This window comes from Methylobacterium endophyticum (assembly GCF_050591105.1).
Taxonomy (GTDB): Bacteria; Pseudomonadota; Alphaproteobacteria; order Rhizobiales; family Beijerinckiaceae; genus Methylobacterium.
In genome coordinates, this window is sequence record NZ_JBNHES010000004.1 from 170782 (window position 1) to 186189 (window position 15408).

Sequence of the window (15408 nt, forward strand, 5' to 3'; positions counted from 1 at the left end):
CGGTCGGCGGGCCGGCGCGAGGGGTCACCAGCGATAGATCAGGCTGCCGATCACCGTGGCCGGAGCGCCCCGGTAGCAGAAGCCGCTCTGGCAGTTCGTATAGCTCCGGTCGAAGACGTTGTAGGCGTTGATCTGGGCGCGGAAGCCTCTGTAGCGCGGATCGAGCGCCGCGAAGTCGTAGGCGACGAGGGCATCCCACTGGGTCACGGTCGGATTGCGCGCCGTGTTCTCGTCGTTGACGAAGCTCGTCCCGGAGTAGCGCACGCCGCCGCCGACGGTCAGGCCGCTCAGCGCCGAGGACGGCGGGAACAGGTAGGTCAGGAAGCTCTTGAAGGTGTTGCCCGGAATGCCGGAGAGCCGGTTGCCGTCGATGGGACCGCCCGTCACGTAGGACGTCTGCCGGATGAAGCGGAAATCGAGATAGGAATAGGCCACCGTCAGGTTGGTGCCCGGCGCGAGGTTGCCGGTCGCCTCCATCTCGAAGCCCCGCGAGTTCACGGCTCCGGTCGCCACCTGATTGACCGGATTGGTCGGATCCTGGCGCAGCAGGCTCGACTGGACGATGTCGAAGCCCGCGATCGAGCCGGTGATGGTGGTGTTCGGCACCGCGTATTTCACGCCCGCCTCGATCTGGTCGCCGGTGGCGGGCTTGAAGGCGGCGCCGGTCACGACGTTCACGCCGAGCTGGGGCGTGAACGTCGTCGCGTAGCTCGCATAGGGCACGAGACCGGGGGCGAGCAGGTAATTGAGCCCGACGCGCCCGGTGAAGGCGGTGTCGTTCTGCTGCGTCCGGGTGCCGGCGGCGTCCAGGTTGCTCTGGAATATCCAGTCGTGGCGGCCGGTGAGCGTCAGGACGAAGCGGTCGAGCTTGGCCTGGTCCTGTAGGTAGAGGCCGAGCTGGTCGAGGGCGTTGCGCGAGGTCGCGCCGAGGGCGGGCGACGCGATGAACTGCTGCCCGTAGTTCAGGTTCACCAGATCGAGATCGGGGGCGGCGCCGAAGCCCGAGCGGGTGCCGAAATCGGCATGCGTGTAGTCGAGGCCCGCGAGCAGGGTGTGCTGCACCGGGCCGGTGGCGAAATGCCCCTCGATCTGGTTGTCCAGGGTGCTCTGCCGGAGCGCCTCGCGCAGACGCCCGGTCGAGCGGGAGCCCACCGTGCGGGCGGCGTCGATGGCGTCGATGGACACGTATTTGAAGTCGACGAAGGTCTGGTAATGGCGGAAATTCTGCCGGACGATGAGGTCGGGCGTGACCTTGTGCTCGAAGGCGTAGCCGATGCGGTACTGCTCCTGCTTCACGTCGTTGAAGCGGGCGTCGCCGGTGTAGAAGCGCGATACCCTGAAGCCGGGATCGTTGTAGAAATAGGCGGTGCCGGGCAGCCGGGTCTGCTGATACTCGGCCAGCACCGTGAAGGTGGTATCGGCCGAAGGCTTCCAGGTGAAGCTCGGCGCGATGAAGACGCGGTCGTCCTTCGCCCCGAGAAGGAACGTGTCCGATTGCCGGGTGAGGCCGGTGACGCGATAGGCCATCGTGCCGTCGGATCCCTCGACCGGGCCGCCGAGATCGAAGTTGCCCTGATAGCGGTCGTAGTTTCCGGCCTGGACCTGGACCTCGCCGAAGGGCGTGAAGACCGGGCGCTTCGAGGTGGCGTCGAGGATGCCGCCGGGAGAGCCGAGCCCGTAGAGCCCCGAGGCGGGCCCGCGCAGGATCGTCACCGCCTCCAGGCCGTAGGGCTCGATGCGCGGCGTCGTCAGGTTGGCGCCGATCTGGCGCAGGCCGTCGCGATAGATGCCGTTATAGGTGACGTCGAATCCCCGGATCGAGATCGAATCGAAGCGAGGATCGAAGCCGGCGATGTTGGTGGCGGCGCCGGGCGTGTAGTTGAGCGCGTCGTCGAGCGTCTGGACGTTGCGGTCGTCGAGCTGCTGGCGCGTCACCACCGTGACGGATTGCGGCGTCTCGATGAGCGGCGTGTTGGTCTTCATCGCGGTCGGGCTGACGCGCGCGGTGTAGCCGGTGACGCCGCTCGGGCCGCCGCCTCCGCCGCTCGTCGCGGCGGCATCCCCCGCCGGGACGCCCGCTCCGGCTCCCTCCACCGAGAGCTGGTCGAGCTGGACGCTCGCTTCCTGCCCGGCGACGGGGCCGGTCATGGCGAGCGGCACGAGGGCGGCGGCGAGTCGGACGGTGCGACGCGGGAGCGGCATGATCTGTGGGCCTCGGACTGACAAGGCCCGAGGCATGGCAACTCAAATCTCGATCATCAAGACAATAACACTCTATTTTTCAATGAGTTAGAAAAGCTCGAAACTAGAGTGCCGGTTCCAGGGCCGCTGCGGCTTCGCGGGCACAGGTCTCCGCCGGCGGCTGCGCCGAGGGCTCGGCCATGGCGCGGGAGAGCTCGGCGCGGGCCTTCTCGAGATCCGCCCGGAAGCCGGCATCGCCCTGGAGCGCCGCGTAGACGGCGGCGCCGTTGGTGCGCCCGGCCTCCACGTCGCTCAGCCAGTGGACGCCGCAGACGACCCGGCTTTCCCCGTAGAGGCGTCCGCGCTGTAGGATCGCGGTGGCCTTCTGCGGGACCAGGGAGGCCATGATGAGGGCATAGGTCCAGCCCTGCGAGGAATGGCCCGAGGGGTAGCTGTAGCTGTCGGCGAGCTTCTGCGTGCGCTGGACGCAGATCGGCTGGTCGTTGCCCACGAAGGGGCGCAGGCGCCGGTAATGCACCTTCGGGGCGCGGGTGGCGTTCGCGATGTCGACGCGGGCCCGGTCGAGGAGCGTGACCAGGGTCGGCACGCGCTTGGTGTCGATGCGGGTGCCGAGCACGCAGGCCAGGTTGTCGAGGATCGCGGCCGAGCCTTCGGCCACGTCGGCGGCCGCGAGCGCCCAGCGCGCGCCGCCCTGCCGGGCGCGGGTGGCGCCGAACATCACCTTGTCGGCGTTCTCCCCCGCCGAATGGCTCGCCGGGGGAGCGGGCAGGATCGCGACGGTGTCGGGAGCGGTCGCCTCGGAGAGATAGGGGCGGGGGCTCGGCGCGTCGGGCCGGATCGGGTCCGCGCCCACGGACGGCGCCGAGGGTTCCTGTGCGGCGACGGCTTGGCCGGGGGCGGCGAGGGCGGCCAGCAGGAGGAGCGCGGCTCGCGAAACGGGTCTCGGCATCGGTCGGCCTCTTCTCGAATTCGCGGGGAACGGCTTCTCAGACCGTGAACGCATGGCGGGCCGGGATACATCCCCGGCGATGACGGAGGCGTGGCGGCGATCCGCTCACGGTGCGAGCCCGATCGCGGCGGCGACGGCGGCGGGGTGCTCCTCGTGGGGAGCGAGCGCGCCCGGAACCGTGACGGACGGCGCTTGCCCTCCGGCGAGCAGCGCATCGGCGAGGGCGTCCATCTCGGCGCCGGAGCGGCGCGGCGCCCCGGCCGGCCGCAGCAGCGTCACCGGCGGCAGATCGCCCGACCACAGGGCGAGGAAATCCTCGCGGGTCTCGACGGGATCGAGGCCGCCCGTGACGAAGGCCGCCGTCCCGAAGCGCCCGCCGCGTCGGCGCGTCACGGCGTGCTTCTCCGCGACCACCCGCGCGGTGACGTTGGCGGGATCGGCATAGACATGGGCGCGCATCATCCGGCCGATCACCGGCCGGCTGATATTGGCCCGGTAGAGCATCTCGCCGAGGAGCGGTGTCTCGACGGCCCGGCGCAGGGCCCGGAAGAGCGGCCGGCGCCCGGCCCCCATGACCGTGGGCAGCGGGCCGCGCCAGGTCGGCGCCACCAGCACCAGCCGCCCGAAGATCCCCGGATGACGGGCCGCGGCGGCGGCGAGATAGAAGGCGGCGTGCCCCGCCGCCACGCCCATCGCATAGGGACCCGGCAGCGCCGCGATCAGCGCGTCGAGGAAGGCGTGGAGCAGCGGCGGCGCCAGGGGCACCCGGTCCCGGTCGCGCGCCCCGAAGCCCGGCCAGTCGGGCACGATGCAGCGGTGGTCGAACGAGAGCGCGCGCGCCAGCCCCGCCATCTCGGCGCGGGTCGAGATCGAGGAGAGGGCGGGCAGCAGCAGCGCCTGCGATGGCCCGGTGCCGAACACGTCATAGGGCGTCGGGACGCGCTGCCCCGCCGCGTCGAGAACCAGGGTCCGCGCTTCTCCGTCCGGCCCCGGCATGGATGTCAGGTCCGCAGCAGCTCGTTGATGCCGGTCTTGGCGCGGGTGCCGGCATCCACGCGCTTGACGATGACCGCGCAATAGAGCCCCGGTCCGGGGGAGCCGTCCGGCAGCGGCTTGCCGGGCATGGTGCCGGAGACGACCACCGAATAGGGCGGCACGCGGCCATACATCACCTCGCCGGTGGTGCGGTCGACGATCCGGGTGGAGGCGCCGATATAGACGCCCATGGAGAGCACGCTGCCCTCGCCGACGATGACGCCCTCGGCCACCTCGGCGCGCGCGCCGATGAAGCAGTTGTCCTCGATGATGACCGGGTTCGCCTGGAGCGGCTCCAGCACGCCCGCGATGCCGGCGCCGCCGGAGATGTGGCAGTTCTCGCCCACCTGCGCGCAGGAGCCGATCGTCACCCAGGTGTCGACCATGGTGCCCTTGCCGACGCGGGCGCCGAGATTGACGAAGGACGGCATCAGCACCGCGCCCGGCGCGATGTAGGAGCCCCGGCGCACGAAGCAGCCCGGCACGGCGCGGAAGCCGGCGGCGCGGAACTCCGCCTCGCCCCAGTCCTCGAACTTCGAGGGCACCTTGTCCCACCAGGGACCGCCGCCGGGGCCGCCGGGCACGGGCGCCATGTCGTTGAGGCGGAAGGACAGCAGCACCGCCTTCTTGAGCCACTGGTTCACGACCCACTCGCCGTCGACCTTCTCGGCGACGCGCGCGGCGCCCGCGTCGAGCAGGGCGAGGGCCTCGTTCACGGCCTCGCGCACGGGGCCGCGCGTGCCCGTGTCGATCCCGGCCCGGTCCTCCCAGGCGGCTTCGACGGTGCGGGCGAGATCGGCGTGGGACATGAACGGCTTCCGGTCGGACGGGACGGGCGCCCGTGATTACAGAAGGCGGGCCGGCCTGTCAGTTGAAATCCTGAAGCCGCCGTCCGCGAGCCCTCCGACCCGCGAACGGCGCGCTCGGGTCAGGCGGCGGCCTTGGCGCCCTCCGCGTTGATGCGGCCCGCGATCCGGGTGAGCAGCGCGTCGGCCTTCTTCTCCTCCTGGAGGGTCTCGTCGAGGAGCTTGGCCGCGTCCTCGTGGCCGAGCTGGCTCGCCCAGGTCTTGAGGGTGCCGTAGCGGGCGATCTCGTAATGCTCCACCGCCTGCGCGCAGGCCGCGAGCACCGCGTCGGCGGCCGGCGTCCCGGCGAAATCCTCGAGATCCTCCTCCATCTCGGAGGTGATGCCCTGCATCGCCTCGCAGGTCTTGGCGCGGGCGGGCTTGCCGATGATCTCGAACACCTGCGTCAGGCGCTCGACCTGATGGGCGCTCTCCTCGGCATGGGCTTCGAAGGCCTGCTTGAGCTCTGCGTGCTCGGCCGCCTTCGCGGATTTCTTGCACGCCTTCACCGACTGCTTCTCGGCGTAATAGACGTCCTTCAGCATCTCGTAGAAGGCGTCGTGAAGGGTCTTTTCCTTGGCGGCCATGGCGGTTCGTCCCGATTCTCGTCGGAAGGCGGTGGATTCCGCTCCCGGTCCAGGCCCAACCGGCTCGCGGCGGCGGAGTTCGGAATCAGATGGGGAGAAAGGGCCTCAATCGGCCGCGAAGCGCCGGCCGGCGGCGGCGAGCCCGAGATTGAGCTCGGCGAGCTCGGCGGCCAGCGTCTCGCGGATGGCGGCGGCGGCCTCGGGGAACTCCACCAGCACCCGCCGCATCAGCGCGGGGGTGATCCGCATCACCTCGGAGGGCTCCGTCGCGCGGGCCGAGGTGGGCCGCCGGCCGCCGAGGATCAGGGCGTTGCGGCCGATCAGGGCCGAGCGGCCGGCGCTCACCGGCTCGCCGCCGGAGACGCGCGGCGCCAGCTCGATCCGGCCGGAGAGGACGACGAACCCGCCATCGGCGGGCTCGTCCCGCGCGAACAGGGTCTCGCCGGGGGAGAGGCTGCGCCGGTCTCCGGCGAAGCACAGCAGGCGCTGCGCGTCGCGGTTCATCGATCCGAACAGGGGCGCGGCCGCGAGGATGGCGATGTCGTCGTCGAGCGCCACGTCCCGGCCGGTCCCTCAAGCGGTGCCTCGTCCGCCTGGTTCCTTAGCGGAAGGCGGTCTCCCGCGCCAATGGCGGCGGCTCAGGGAATCAGCTTGTAGCCGCCGCCCTCGGTGACGAGGATCGCGGCGATGGCCGGGTTCGGCTCGATCTTCTGGCGCAGGCGGTAGATATGCGTCTCGAGGGTGTGGGTCGTGACCTGGGCGTTGTAGCCCCAGACCTCGGCGAGCAACGTGTCGCGCCCGACCACCTCGTGGCCGGCCCGGTAGAGATAGCGCAGGATCGCGGTCTCCTTCTCGGTGAGCTTCAGCTTCGAGCCGCGCTCGCCGACGAGCATCTTCGCGCTCGGGCGGAAGGTGTAGGGGCCGATCTGGAAGACCGCGTCCTCGCTGGCCTCGTGCTGGCGCAGATGGGCGCGGATGCGGGCGATCAGCACCGCGAACTTGAAGGGCTTGGTGACGTAGTCGTTGGCGCCCGCCTCCAGGGCCTCGACGGTGTCGTCCTCCGAGTCCTGGGCGGTGAGCATGATGATCGGACCGCGAAACCCGTTGCGGCGCATGATCCGCACAGCCTCGCGCCCGTCGAGGTCGGGAAGCCGCACATCCATGACCACGAGGTCGACGCGCTCCTCCGCCACCCGCGCGATGGACGCCCCCGCCTCGCCGTCGGTGGAGACCACGAACTCCTCGTAGAGGTCGAGCTGCTCGGCCAGCGTTTCGCGAAGCATGGGATCGTCGTCGCAGACGAGGATGCGATGGGCCTTGGTCATCGTCCCTGAGACTCTCAACAACCGTTCCGAAGCCGAAGCGACACCGTTCGGCGCTTGTCCGCATCCCGCTGGCCGTCCGATACTGCGCCGCTCGATCGACGGTGTGAAGCGGGCCGCAGCGTGGCTGTTGGGGAAACGGGCATATGCACGAGAATAAGGCACGATTCACGTTTGAAAACCGGATTGTGCGCAATTATTTTATATTTTTGCCCGCCGCGAGAGGCGTTTGGCTCTCTCCGGCATGCATAGCCGGCTCCTTACCCGCCTACCCCGTCGCGACGACGACCGAGGGAACGCGGGCCTTATGATCCGGACGACGCTCGCGCGGATCCGCGTGCGGCGGCTCTGCCGCGACAAGACCCGAGGAGAGGTCCTCGCCGGTCCCCTCGTGATTCGCTGCGCCCTCGGCCGTTCCGGCCCCGCCCGGACCAAGCGCGAGGGCGACGGCATCACGCCCTGCGGCGCCTTCCGCATGCGCGCGGCTTTCTACCGGGCGGACCGCTTGCCGAGGCCGTCGAGCGGGCTGGGGCTGCGCCGCACGAAACCCGAGGACGGCTGGTGCGACGACGCGGGCGACCGCCGCTACAACCGGCCGCTGAGGCTGCCGGCGCCGGGCGTCGGCGCGGAGGCCATGTGGCGGGCGGACGGGCTCTACGACCTCGTGGTCGATCTCGACTACAACCGCGGCCCGATCCGCCGGGGGCGCGGCTCGGCGATCTTTCTGCACGCGGCGCGCGAGGGGTTCGGCGCCACGGAAGGCTGCGTCGCCCTGCGCCGGGCCGATCTGGTGCGGCTCCTGCGCCGCGTCGGCCCGCGCACCCGCCTCGTCGTCGGCTGATCCCGTACCGACCCTCAGGCGCGGCGCGGACGCTCCCCGAAGATGGCGGTGCCGACGCGGACATGCGTCGCGCCCATCTGGATCGCGGCGGGATAGTCCGCGCTCATGCCCATGGAGAGGATCGGCAGGTTGTGCCGCTCGGCGGCGCGGGCGAGCAGGGCGAAATGGGCGGACGGCGGATCCTCCGCCGGGGGGATGCACATCAGGCCGTTGATGGCGAGCCCGTGGGTGTCGCGGCATTCGGCGAGCAGCGTGTCGAGCTGGGCGGGGATCACGCCGCCCTTCTGCTCCTCCTCGCCGGTATTGACCTGGATGAGCAGCTTCGGCCGGCGCCCGGTCCGCTCGATCTCCTTGGCGAGGGCCGCCGCCAGGGACAGCCTGTCGAGGGAGTGGATCACGTCGAACAGCTCCACAGCCTCCCGCGCCTTGTTGGACTGGAGCGGGCCGACGAGGTGGAGCTCCGTGTCCGGGTAGCGCTCGCGCAGCGCCGGCCACTTGGCCTTGGCCTCCTGCACGTAGTTCTCGCCGAAGACGCGTTGCCCGGCGGCGAGCACCGGCGCGATGGCCTCCGCCGGCATGATCTTCGAGACGGCGACGAGCGTCACCTCGGCCGGATCGCGCCCGTTGTCCTCCGCCGCCTGGCGGATGCCGGCGCGCACGGCATCGAGGCCCGAGGCGCTTCCATGTGTGGTGCTGTCGTCCATGAACGGGCCTCGGCTCGGGTTTGCGGGCGGACTATCACGCCGAGCCGGGGTGACAAGACGGATGGCGCTCCGCGATTGACCATGCGCCGCCGTCCTGTGGTACTGGCCGGTGCGGCTCCACCCCATCAAGGCGTTGGCGCCCCGACCGTTTCCCGCGACCATTCGAACGATTCCGGCCAGCATCCCCATGACCGCCGAAACCCCGTCCTCCTCCGCCCGCCAGACGGAGCGCTACAACGCCAAGGATTCCGAGCCGCGCTGGCAGCGGGCCTGGGCCGACGCGCATCTCTTCGAGACGAGGAACGACGATCCGCGCCCGAAATACTACGTGCTCGAGATGTTCCCCTATCCCTCGGGGCGCATCCACATGGGCCATGTGCGCAACTACGCCATGGGCGACGTGGTGGCCCGCTACAAGCGCGCACGCGGCTTCAACGTGCTGCACCCGATGGGCTGGGACGCCTTCGGCCTGCCCGCCGAGAACGCAGCCATGGAGCGCAAGGTCAACCCGCGCGACTGGACCTACGCCAACATCGCCACCATGCGCGGGCAGCTCCAGTCCATGGGCCTGTCGCTGGACTGGAGCCGCGAGATCGCGACCTGCGATCCTGCCTACTACAAGCACCAGCAGCGCATGTTCCTGGACTTCCTGGAGAAGGGCCTCGTCACGCGCCGCACGGCAAAAGTGAACTGGGACCCGGTGGACCACACCGTGCTCGCCAACGAGCAGGTCATCGACGGGCGCGGCTGGCGCTCCGGCGCTCTGGTGGAGAGCCGCGAGCTGACGCAGTGGTTCTTCAGGATCAGCGATTTCGCGCAGGACCTGCTCGACGCCCTCGATGGGCTCGACCGGTGGCCTGAGAAGGTCCGGCTCATGCAGCGGAACTGGATCGGCCGCTCGGAAGGGCTGGAGGTCCGCTTCTCGCTCGATGCCGCACCTGAGGGCACGGACAGCGAGATCAAGGTCTATACGACCCGTCCCGACACGCTGTTCGGCGCGAAGTTTCTGGCCGTCTCGGCGGATCACCCGCTCGCCCTGGCGCTCGCCGCCGCGAACCCCGCCCTGCAAGCCTTCGCCGAGGAATGCCGCCGCATGGGCACGGCGCAGGAGGCCATCGACACCGCCGAGAAGCTCGGCTTCGATACCGGCCTCAAGGTCCGCCACCCCCTCGATCCGTCCTGGCTGCTGCCGGTCTATGTCGCGAATTTCGTGCTGATGGATTACGGCACCGGCGCCGTCTTCGGCTGCCCGGCCCACGACCAGCGCGACCTCGACTTCGCCAACAAATACGGGCTCGGCAACACGCCGGTGGTCTGCCCCGAGGGCCAGGACCCGGCGAGCTTCGTCATCACCGACACCGCCTTCGACGGCGACGGGCGGATGATCAACTCGCGCTTCCTCGACGGCATGACCACGGACGCGGCCTTCGCCGCCGTCGCGGACAGGCTGGAGGCGGAGACGCTGGGTAGCGCACCCGTGGCCGCGCGAAAGGTGCAGTTCCGGCTGCGCGACTGGGGCGTCTCGCGCCAGCGCTATTGGGGCTGCCCGATCCCGATCATCCATTGCGACGCCTGCGGGCCGGTGCCAGTGCCGGCCGCCGATCTGCCGGTGAGGCTGCCCGACGAGGTGTCCTTCGACGTTCCCGGAAACCCGCTGGAGCGGGACGCGGCTTGGCGCAATGTCGCCTGCCCGCGTTGCGGTGCCCCCGCGCGGCGCGAGACGGACACCATGGACACCTTCGTGGATTCGTCCTGGTACTTCGCCCGCTTCACCGCGCCGTGGCTGACCGAGGAGCCGACCGACCGCAAGGCCGTCGATCACTGGCTCGCCGTCGACCAGTATATCGGCGGCATCGAGCACGCGATCCTGCACCTGCTCTATTCGCGCTTCTTCATGCGGGCCATGCGGGAGACCGGCTGGAGCGGCGTGTCCGAGCCCTTCGCTGGCCTGTTCACGCAGGGCATGGTCGTCCACGAGACCTACAAGGACACATCGGGCGCCTGGGTCGCCCCGGCGGATATCCGCTTCTCGGCCGATGGGAGGGGGCGCGAGGCGTTTCACGTGAAAACCGGCGCTCCGGTGGCGATCGGCCCCATCGAGAAGATGTCGAAGTCGAAGAAGAACGTCGTCGACCCCGACGACATCATCGCGAGCTACGGTGCCGATACCGCGCGCTGGTTCATGCTCTCCGATTCGCCGCCCGAACGCGACGTGATCTGGACGGAGGAGGGGGTTCAGGGCGCGGCGCGATTCGTCCAGCGCGTCTGGCGGCTCGTCCACGGGGCCGCGGCGGCGGAGGGGGCCGGCGATGTCCTCGCCCTGCGCAAGGCCGCCCACAGGGCCCTGGCCGCCGTGGGCGAGGACATCGAGAAGCTGCGCTTCAACCGCTGCGTCGCCCATGTCTACACCTTCGCCAACGCGCTGGACGAGGCGATCCGGGCCGGCGTCGCGCGGGAGGCCGCCGTCGAGGCGGCGACGATCCTCGTGCAGCTCGTCGCGCCGATGATGCCGCATCTCGCCGAAGCCTGCTGGCAGGTGCTGGGCAAGCCCGGTCTCGCGGCGCAGGCGCCCTGGCCCGCCTTCGATCCGGCCCTGCTGGTCGAGGACGAGATCACCCTGCCGGTGCAGATCAACGGGAAGAAGCGCGCCGACGTCACCGTCCCTCGCGACGCCGACGCGGCGGCCGTCGAGACGGCGACCCTCACGCTGGAGGCCGTGCAGAAGGCTCTCGAAGGGCGGGCGCCGCGCAAGGTCATCGTCGTGCCGGGGCGGATCGTGAACATCGTCGTCTGAGCGCGGCATCACGGTCTCGCCGCAGAGAAATCGTAAAGCTTGATCGGTCATACGGATGACGAACGGCTCCGCTCGGCCTACACAGCGGGATCGGTCGGGCAGGGGACGGCGACGGGGGCCATGATGGGCGTGCGGACGCGGGTTCTGGCCAAACGGGCCGTGCGGATCGGGATGGCGGCGGCGCTCGCCCTGAACCTGTCCGCCTGCTTCCGGCCGCTCTACGGGCCCACGGCCTCGGGGGAGCCCCTCGGAGCGCTGCTCGCCTCCGTGCAGGTGGACGACATCGGCATGGCCCGCGACCAGGAGCGGATCGGCCATTACCTGCGCAGCGAGCTGATCTTCGATCTCGACGGTTCGGGCCAGCCCTCGCCGAAGCGCTACCGGCTGAAGCTCCAGGGCAGCGAGGCGATCCAGACGCCCATCGTCTCGACCCAGACCGGCCGCGCGGAAGCCGGCACCATCGTCGGCACGGTGAAGTTCTCCCTGGAGAACCTCGACGGCACCAGGATCATCACCGAGGGCGTCGCCACCTCGACGGCCACCTACGACCGCTCGGTGCAGCGCTTCGCCAGCCTGCGCGCCGCGCGCGACGCCGAGATCCGGCTCGCGAAGGTGCTGGCGGAGCAGATCAAGACCCGCATCGCCTCGGTGCTGGTCACGAAGCCTTGACGGCGGTCCGGGCCGGCGACGTCGAGGGCCTGCTGAGACGCGGGCCCGACCCGCGCTGTCCCGTCCTGCTGGTTTACGGCTCCGACACCGGGCTGGTGGCCGATCGGGCCAAGCGCCTGGCCGAGAGCTTCGTCGCGGACCCGAGCGATCCCTTCGCCATGGTGCGCATCGACGGCGACGTGCTCGCCGGCGATCCGGGACGGCTCGCGGACGAGGCCGGCACCGTCGGCCTGTTCGGCGGGAAGCGGTCGATCTGGGTGAGGCCCGGCAGCCGCAACTACGCGCCCGCCGTCGCGGCCCTGCTCGATTCGCCCATCGCCGAGGTCCGCATCGTGGTGGAGGCCGGCGATCTCGCCAAGGCGAATCCGTTGCGGACCCTCTGCGAGGGATCGGCGAAGGCGCTGGCGATTCCCTGCTATCCCGACGATGCCCGCTCGCTCGCCGAGCTCGTCGAGCGGACCTTGAAGGAGCGCGGCCTCGGGATCGAGCGGGAGGCGCGCGATGTCCTCGTGGCGAGCCTCGGCGGGGACCGGGGCGCCAGCCTGTCCGAGATCGAGAAGCTCGCCCTCTACGCGAAGGGCGAGGGCCAAGTCACCCTCGACCATGTCGAGGCCATCGTCAGCGATGTCGCCGGAAGCGTGCTCAACGCGGTGGTGGATGCCGCCTTCGCCGGGCGCCCGGCGGAGGTCGAGAGGACCTGGCGCCGCTTCCGGCACGAGGGGCTCGATGCCGGCGTCATGCTCGGGGCGGCGTTGCGGCATGCCACCACGCTGCTCTCCACCCGTCTCGACGGCGAGGACAAGACGCCCTCGATGATGGTGGCGGGTTGGCGCGGGCTGCATTTCAGCCGGCGCGGCAGCGTCGAGACGCAGCTCGCGCGCTGGTCGTCCCCCGCCCTGAGGCGGGCCGTGGAGATGTTGCAGGACGCGGTTCTGGCCTCCCGAAGGGCCGGCCCGGACCTCGCCCACATCCACGCCTCGGCGGCGTTGCTGCGGATCGCGGTGGAAGCCGAGCGCCGGAAGCGCTGAACGCCGCCTCAGCCTTCCGGCTGGAGCCCCAGCTTCCGGCAGAGGGCGTCGCGCTCGTCCGCATTGGCGAAGCGGATGCGGATCTCGCCGTCGCCCCCCGTCTTCGCCTTCACCGCCACGGTGACGCCGAGCGCCTGCGCGAGACCGAATTCGAGGGCGCGGATATCGGCGCTCTTCTCGCCGGCGCCGCGCGGGCGGCCGGGGCGCGGCCCTTCGGTATGGGGCGCCTCGGCGGCGGCGAGAGCCTCGACCTCGCGGACGGAGAGCCCCTCGTCGACGATACGGCGCGCGACGGCATCCGGGTCGCGCACGGCGAGCAGGGCGCGGGCATGGCCGGCGGTGATCTCGCCCGCCGTCACCCGGTCCTGGATCGTGGCCGGCAGTTGCAGCAGGCGCAGCGTGTTGGCGAGATGGCTGCGGCTCTTGCCGATGATGTCGGCGAGCTCGGTCTGGCTGTAGCCGAACTCGCTCATCAGCCGCTCGTAGCCGCCGGCCTCCTCGATGGCGTTCAGGTCGGTGCGTTGGACGTTCTCGAGGATGGCGTATTCGAGGGAGGTGCGGTCGTCGATCTCGACGGCGACGATCGGGACCTCGTGGAGCCCCGCCCGCTGGGCCGCCCGCCAACGGCGCTCGCCGGCGACGATCTCGTAGGTGTCGGGCACCTTCGGCACCGCGCGCACCACGATCGGCTGGATGATGCCGCGCAGGCGGATCGAGGCCGCCAGCTCCTCGAGATCGGCCTCGCTGAAGCGGCGGCGGGGATTGCGCGGATTGGCGCGCAGGAACTCGACGGCGACCTTGCGCTGCCCCTGGGGGCGGCCCGCATCCGGCATATCGTTGCCGAAATCACCGATCAGGGCCGCGAGGCCGCGCCCCAGCCGGGGCCGTGCCACATCATCCGCCATCGCCGCCACCTGTCCCGACTCCCTCGACGCCACTCATGTTTCATGCCGCCTAGCCTCTCAGGCGGCGGCGGGCACCCGGCCTTCGCGCTGGATGACCTCGGAAGCGAGGCGCAGATAGGCTTGCGCGCCCGCGCATTTCAGATCGTAGAGCAGCACCGGCTTCCCGTGCGAGGGCGCTTCCGACACGCGCACGTTGCGCGGGATCATGGTCTCGTAGACCTTCTCGCCCATGAAGCCGCGCACATCCGCCACCACCTGCGCGGAGAGGTTGTTGCGCGGATCGAACATGGTCAGCACGATGCCCTGGATGGACAGGCGCGGGTTGAGGGCGCTGCGGACCTGCTCCACCGTCCGCAGGAGCTGGCTGAGGCCCTCCAGCGCGAAGAACTCGCATTGCAGGGGCACGAGCACGGCATCCGCCGCGGCCAGCGCGTTGATGGTCAGCAGATTCAGCGAGGGCGGGCAGTCGATGAGCACGTAGCTCACGCCCTCGGTGCTGGTGCCGTCGCCGCCGATATCGGCGAGGATGCCGCGCAGGCGGTGCGACCGGTCCGGTGCGCTGGCGAGCTCCAGCTCGAGCCCGAGCAGGTCCATGGTCGAGGGCGCCACCAGGAGGCGCGGCACCGAGGTCGCGACGACGGCGTCCGCCAGGGGCGCCTCGCCGGTCATCACATGGTAGGTCGAGACCCGACGTTGCCGGCGGTCGATGCCGAGCCCCGTCGAGGCGTTCCCCTGCGGGTCGAGATCGAGCACCAGCACGCGCTCGCCGATGGCGGCGAGGGCGGTGCCGAGATTGATGGCCGTGGTGGTCTTGCCGACGCCGCCCTTCTGGTTGGCCAAGGCGATGATCCGCAGAGGCCGCTCCGAGGTTCGGGCGGGGGAATGAGGCGCGCTGGTCATGGCGATGAGGGACCGGGTACGGTGACGCGGACGATCCGTGCCTCCGAGTCGGTGCGGCTCGGCAGCAGATCGGCCTCGAATCTCCACCCTTGCGCGGCGCGGGTCAATTCCGCTTCGGCCTCACGTCCCTTGAGAAACAGCCCCGTGGTGCCTGATTTCAACAGGGGAGCGGCCCAGGCGAGCAATTGATCGAGGGGCGCGAGGGCGCGCGCGCAGACGATGTCGACGCCGGCCCGCTCCGCGATGACCGTCTCGATGCGCGCGTTGGTGACGCGCACGGGCGCCGCGCAGAGCCGGCCCGTCTCGATGAGGAAGGCGCATTTGCGCGCGTTGCTCTCGACGAGCTCCACGGTGAATCCGGGCCGGTCGCGGCCGGCGATGGCGAGGACGAGGCCGGGAATGCCCGCCCCCGAGCCGAGATCGAGCCAGCTCGTCGCCTTGGGGGCGATGGCGAGGAGTTGCAGCGCATCGGCGATATGGCGGGTCCAGACCTCGGCGAGCGTCGAGGGGCCGACGAGGTTCTTGACGCGCTGCCAGCGCCTCAACTGCTCCACGTAGAGGTCGAGCCCCGCCGCTGTTTCACGTGAAACAGCGTAATCGGCCAGCACGCGCTCGCGCTCACCCATC

General features: G+C 70.5%; 15 protein-coding genes. 4 read left to right on the top strand and 11 right to left on the bottom strand.

Features of this window, described 5'->3' with window-relative positions; genetic code table 11:
• Nucleotides 1-24: 24 nt before the first annotated feature.
• The 7 genes from ACP56T_RS06975 to ACP56T_RS07005 form a co-directional block, all read right to left on the bottom strand.
• Nucleotides 25-2202 carry a TonB-dependent siderophore receptor gene (locus tag ACP56T_RS06975; protein ID WP_430911397.1) on the bottom strand — a complete coding sequence of 726 codons (2178 nt, stop codon included), beginning with the start codon at nucleotides 2200-2202 and terminating at the stop codon, nucleotides 25-27.
• A 103-nt stretch (nucleotides 2203-2305) separates the two neighbouring features.
• Complete coding sequence (locus ACP56T_RS06980) at nucleotides 2306-3151, bottom strand: acid phosphatase (protein WP_430911398.1); 846 nt, start codon at nucleotides 3149-3151, stop codon at nucleotides 2306-2308.
• A gap of 105 nt (nucleotides 3152-3256) precedes the next feature.
• Nucleotides 3257-4147: an alpha/beta fold hydrolase gene (locus ACP56T_RS06985; protein ID WP_430911399.1), complete on the bottom strand. Its 891-nt coding sequence runs from the start codon at nucleotides 4145-4147 to the stop codon at nucleotides 3257-3259.
• A gap of 5 nt (nucleotides 4148-4152) precedes the next feature.
• Nucleotides 4153-4995 carry a 2,3,4,5-tetrahydropyridine-2,6-dicarboxylate N-succinyltransferase gene (gene dapD / locus ACP56T_RS06990; RefSeq protein ID WP_430911400.1) on the bottom strand — a complete coding sequence of 281 codons (843 nt, stop codon included), beginning with the start codon at nucleotides 4993-4995 and terminating at the stop codon, nucleotides 4153-4155.
• Nucleotides 4996-5114: 119 nt separating this feature from the next.
• Nucleotides 5115-5618: a YciE/YciF ferroxidase family protein gene (locus tag ACP56T_RS06995; protein WP_430911401.1), complete on the bottom strand. Its 504-nt coding sequence runs from the start codon at nucleotides 5616-5618 to the stop codon at nucleotides 5115-5117.
• A 105-nt stretch (nucleotides 5619-5723) separates the two neighbouring features.
• On the bottom strand, nucleotides 5724-6176 hold the full coding sequence (locus ACP56T_RS07000; RefSeq protein ID WP_430911403.1) for a cyclic nucleotide-binding domain-containing protein: 453 nt from the start codon (nucleotides 6174-6176) through the stop codon (nucleotides 5724-5726).
• Nucleotides 6177-6256: 80 nt separating this feature from the next.
• Nucleotides 6257-6943, bottom strand: a complete 687-nt coding sequence (locus ACP56T_RS07005) for a response regulator transcription factor (RefSeq protein WP_430911404.1) — start codon at nucleotides 6941-6943, stop codon at nucleotides 6257-6259.
• Nucleotides 6944-7247: 304 nt separating this feature from the next.
• On the opposite strand from ACP56T_RS07005, the gene ACP56T_RS07010 reads away from it, so the two are divergent.
• On the top strand, nucleotides 7248-7781 hold the full coding sequence (locus tag ACP56T_RS07010) for a L,D-transpeptidase family protein (protein ID WP_430911405.1): 534 nt from the start codon (nucleotides 7248-7250) through the stop codon (nucleotides 7779-7781).
• 14 nt (nucleotides 7782-7795) lie between these two features.
• Here ACP56T_RS07010 and ACP56T_RS07015 read toward each other — a convergent pair whose 3' ends face one another.
• Nucleotides 7796-8485 (bottom strand): YggS family pyridoxal phosphate-dependent enzyme, encoded by a 690-nt coding sequence (locus ACP56T_RS07015; RefSeq protein ID WP_430911406.1) that lies wholly within the window; start codon nucleotides 8483-8485, stop codon nucleotides 7796-7798.
• Between the two features lie 187 nt (nucleotides 8486-8672).
• Between ACP56T_RS07015 and leuS the strand changes: the two genes are divergently transcribed.
• The 3 genes from leuS to holA all read left to right on the top strand — a co-directional run bounded on the left by leuS (nucleotide 8673) and on the right by holA (nucleotide 12976).
• Nucleotides 8673-11279 (top strand): leucine--tRNA ligase, encoded by a 2607-nt coding sequence (leuS, locus tag ACP56T_RS07020; protein ID WP_430911407.1) that lies wholly within the window; start codon nucleotides 8673-8675, stop codon nucleotides 11277-11279.
• Between the two features lie 171 nt (nucleotides 11280-11450).
• Nucleotides 11451-11948 carry an LPS assembly lipoprotein LptE gene (gene lptE, locus ACP56T_RS07025; protein WP_430911491.1) on the top strand — a complete coding sequence of 166 codons (498 nt, stop codon included), beginning with the start codon at nucleotides 11451-11453 and terminating at the stop codon, nucleotides 11946-11948.
• On the top strand, nucleotides 11945-12976 hold the full coding sequence (holA, locus tag ACP56T_RS07030) for a DNA polymerase III subunit delta (RefSeq protein ID WP_430911408.1): 1032 nt from the start codon (nucleotides 11945-11947) through the stop codon (nucleotides 12974-12976). Before lptE ends, holA begins: the two co-directional genes overlap by 4 nt.
• A gap of 8 nt (nucleotides 12977-12984) precedes the next feature.
• Here the strand turns inward: holA and ACP56T_RS07035 are convergent, their stop codons facing one another.
• Genes ACP56T_RS07035 through rsmG form a run of 3 tightly spaced genes read right to left on the bottom strand, consistent with a single transcriptional unit; the run spans nucleotide 12985 to nucleotide 15407 of the window.
• Nucleotides 12985-13881, bottom strand: coding sequence for a ParB/RepB/Spo0J family partition protein (locus ACP56T_RS07035; RefSeq protein ID WP_430911409.1), 897 nt, complete (start codon nucleotides 13879-13881; stop codon nucleotides 12985-12987).
• 57 nt (nucleotides 13882-13938) lie between these two features.
• On the bottom strand, nucleotides 13939-14781 hold the full coding sequence (locus tag ACP56T_RS07040; protein ID WP_430911410.1) for a ParA family protein: 843 nt from the start codon (nucleotides 14779-14781) through the stop codon (nucleotides 13939-13941).
• On the bottom strand, nucleotides 14778-15407 hold the full coding sequence (gene rsmG, locus ACP56T_RS07045; RefSeq protein WP_430911411.1) for a 16S rRNA (guanine(527)-N(7))-methyltransferase RsmG: 630 nt from the start codon (nucleotides 15405-15407) through the stop codon (nucleotides 14778-14780). The genes ACP56T_RS07040 and rsmG overlap by 4 nt, the downstream gene beginning before the upstream one ends.
• Between the last annotated feature and the right edge of the window lies 1 nt (nucleotide 15408).

What these genes read in the sequence shown, in the direction of transcription:
- rsmG (WP_430911411.1), bottom strand. Translation starts at nt 15,407, where the DNA reads ATGGGTGAGCGCGAGCGCGTGCTGGCCGATTACGCTGTTTCACGTGAA.
- ACP56T_RS06980 (WP_430911398.1), bottom strand. Translation starts at nt 3,151, where the DNA reads ATGCCGAGACCCGTTTCGCGAGCCGCGCTCCTCCTGCTGGCCGCCCTC.
- lptE (WP_430911491.1), top strand. Translation starts at nt 11,451, where the DNA reads ATGGCGGCGGCGCTCGCCCTGAACCTGTCCGCCTGCTTCCGGCCGCTC.
- ACP56T_RS06995 (WP_430911401.1), bottom strand. Translation starts at nt 5,618, where the DNA reads ATGGCCGCCAAGGAAAAGACCCTTCACGACGCCTTCTACGAGATGCTG.
- leuS (WP_430911407.1), top strand. Translation starts at nt 8,673, where the DNA reads ATGACCGCCGAAACCCCGTCCTCCTCCGCCCGCCAGACGGAGCGCTAC.
- ACP56T_RS06975 (WP_430911397.1), bottom strand. Translation starts at nt 2,202, where the DNA reads ATGCCGCTCCCGCGTCGCACCGTCCGACTCGCCGCCGCCCTCGTGCCG.
- ACP56T_RS07010 (WP_430911405.1), top strand. Translation starts at nt 7,248, where the DNA reads ATGATCCGGACGACGCTCGCGCGGATCCGCGTGCGGCGGCTCTGCCGC.
- dapD (WP_430911400.1), bottom strand. Translation starts at nt 4,995, where the DNA reads ATGTCCCACGCCGATCTCGCCCGCACCGTCGAAGCCGCCTGGGAGGAC.
- ACP56T_RS07035 (WP_430911409.1), bottom strand. Translation starts at nt 13,881, where the DNA reads ATGGCGGATGATGTGGCACGGCCCCGGCTGGGGCGCGGCCTCGCGGCC.
- ACP56T_RS07015 (WP_430911406.1), bottom strand. Translation starts at nt 8,485, where the DNA reads ATGGACGACAGCACCACACATGGAAGCGCCTCGGGCCTCGATGCCGTG.
- ACP56T_RS07040 (WP_430911410.1), bottom strand. Translation starts at nt 14,781, where the DNA reads ATGACCAGCGCGCCTCATTCCCCCGCCCGAACCTCGGAGCGGCCTCTG.
- ACP56T_RS07005 (WP_430911404.1), bottom strand. Translation starts at nt 6,943, where the DNA reads ATGACCAAGGCCCATCGCATCCTCGTCTGCGACGACGATCCCATGCTT.
- ACP56T_RS06985 (WP_430911399.1), bottom strand. Translation starts at nt 4,147, where the DNA reads ATGCCGGGGCCGGACGGAGAAGCGCGGACCCTGGTTCTCGACGCGGCG.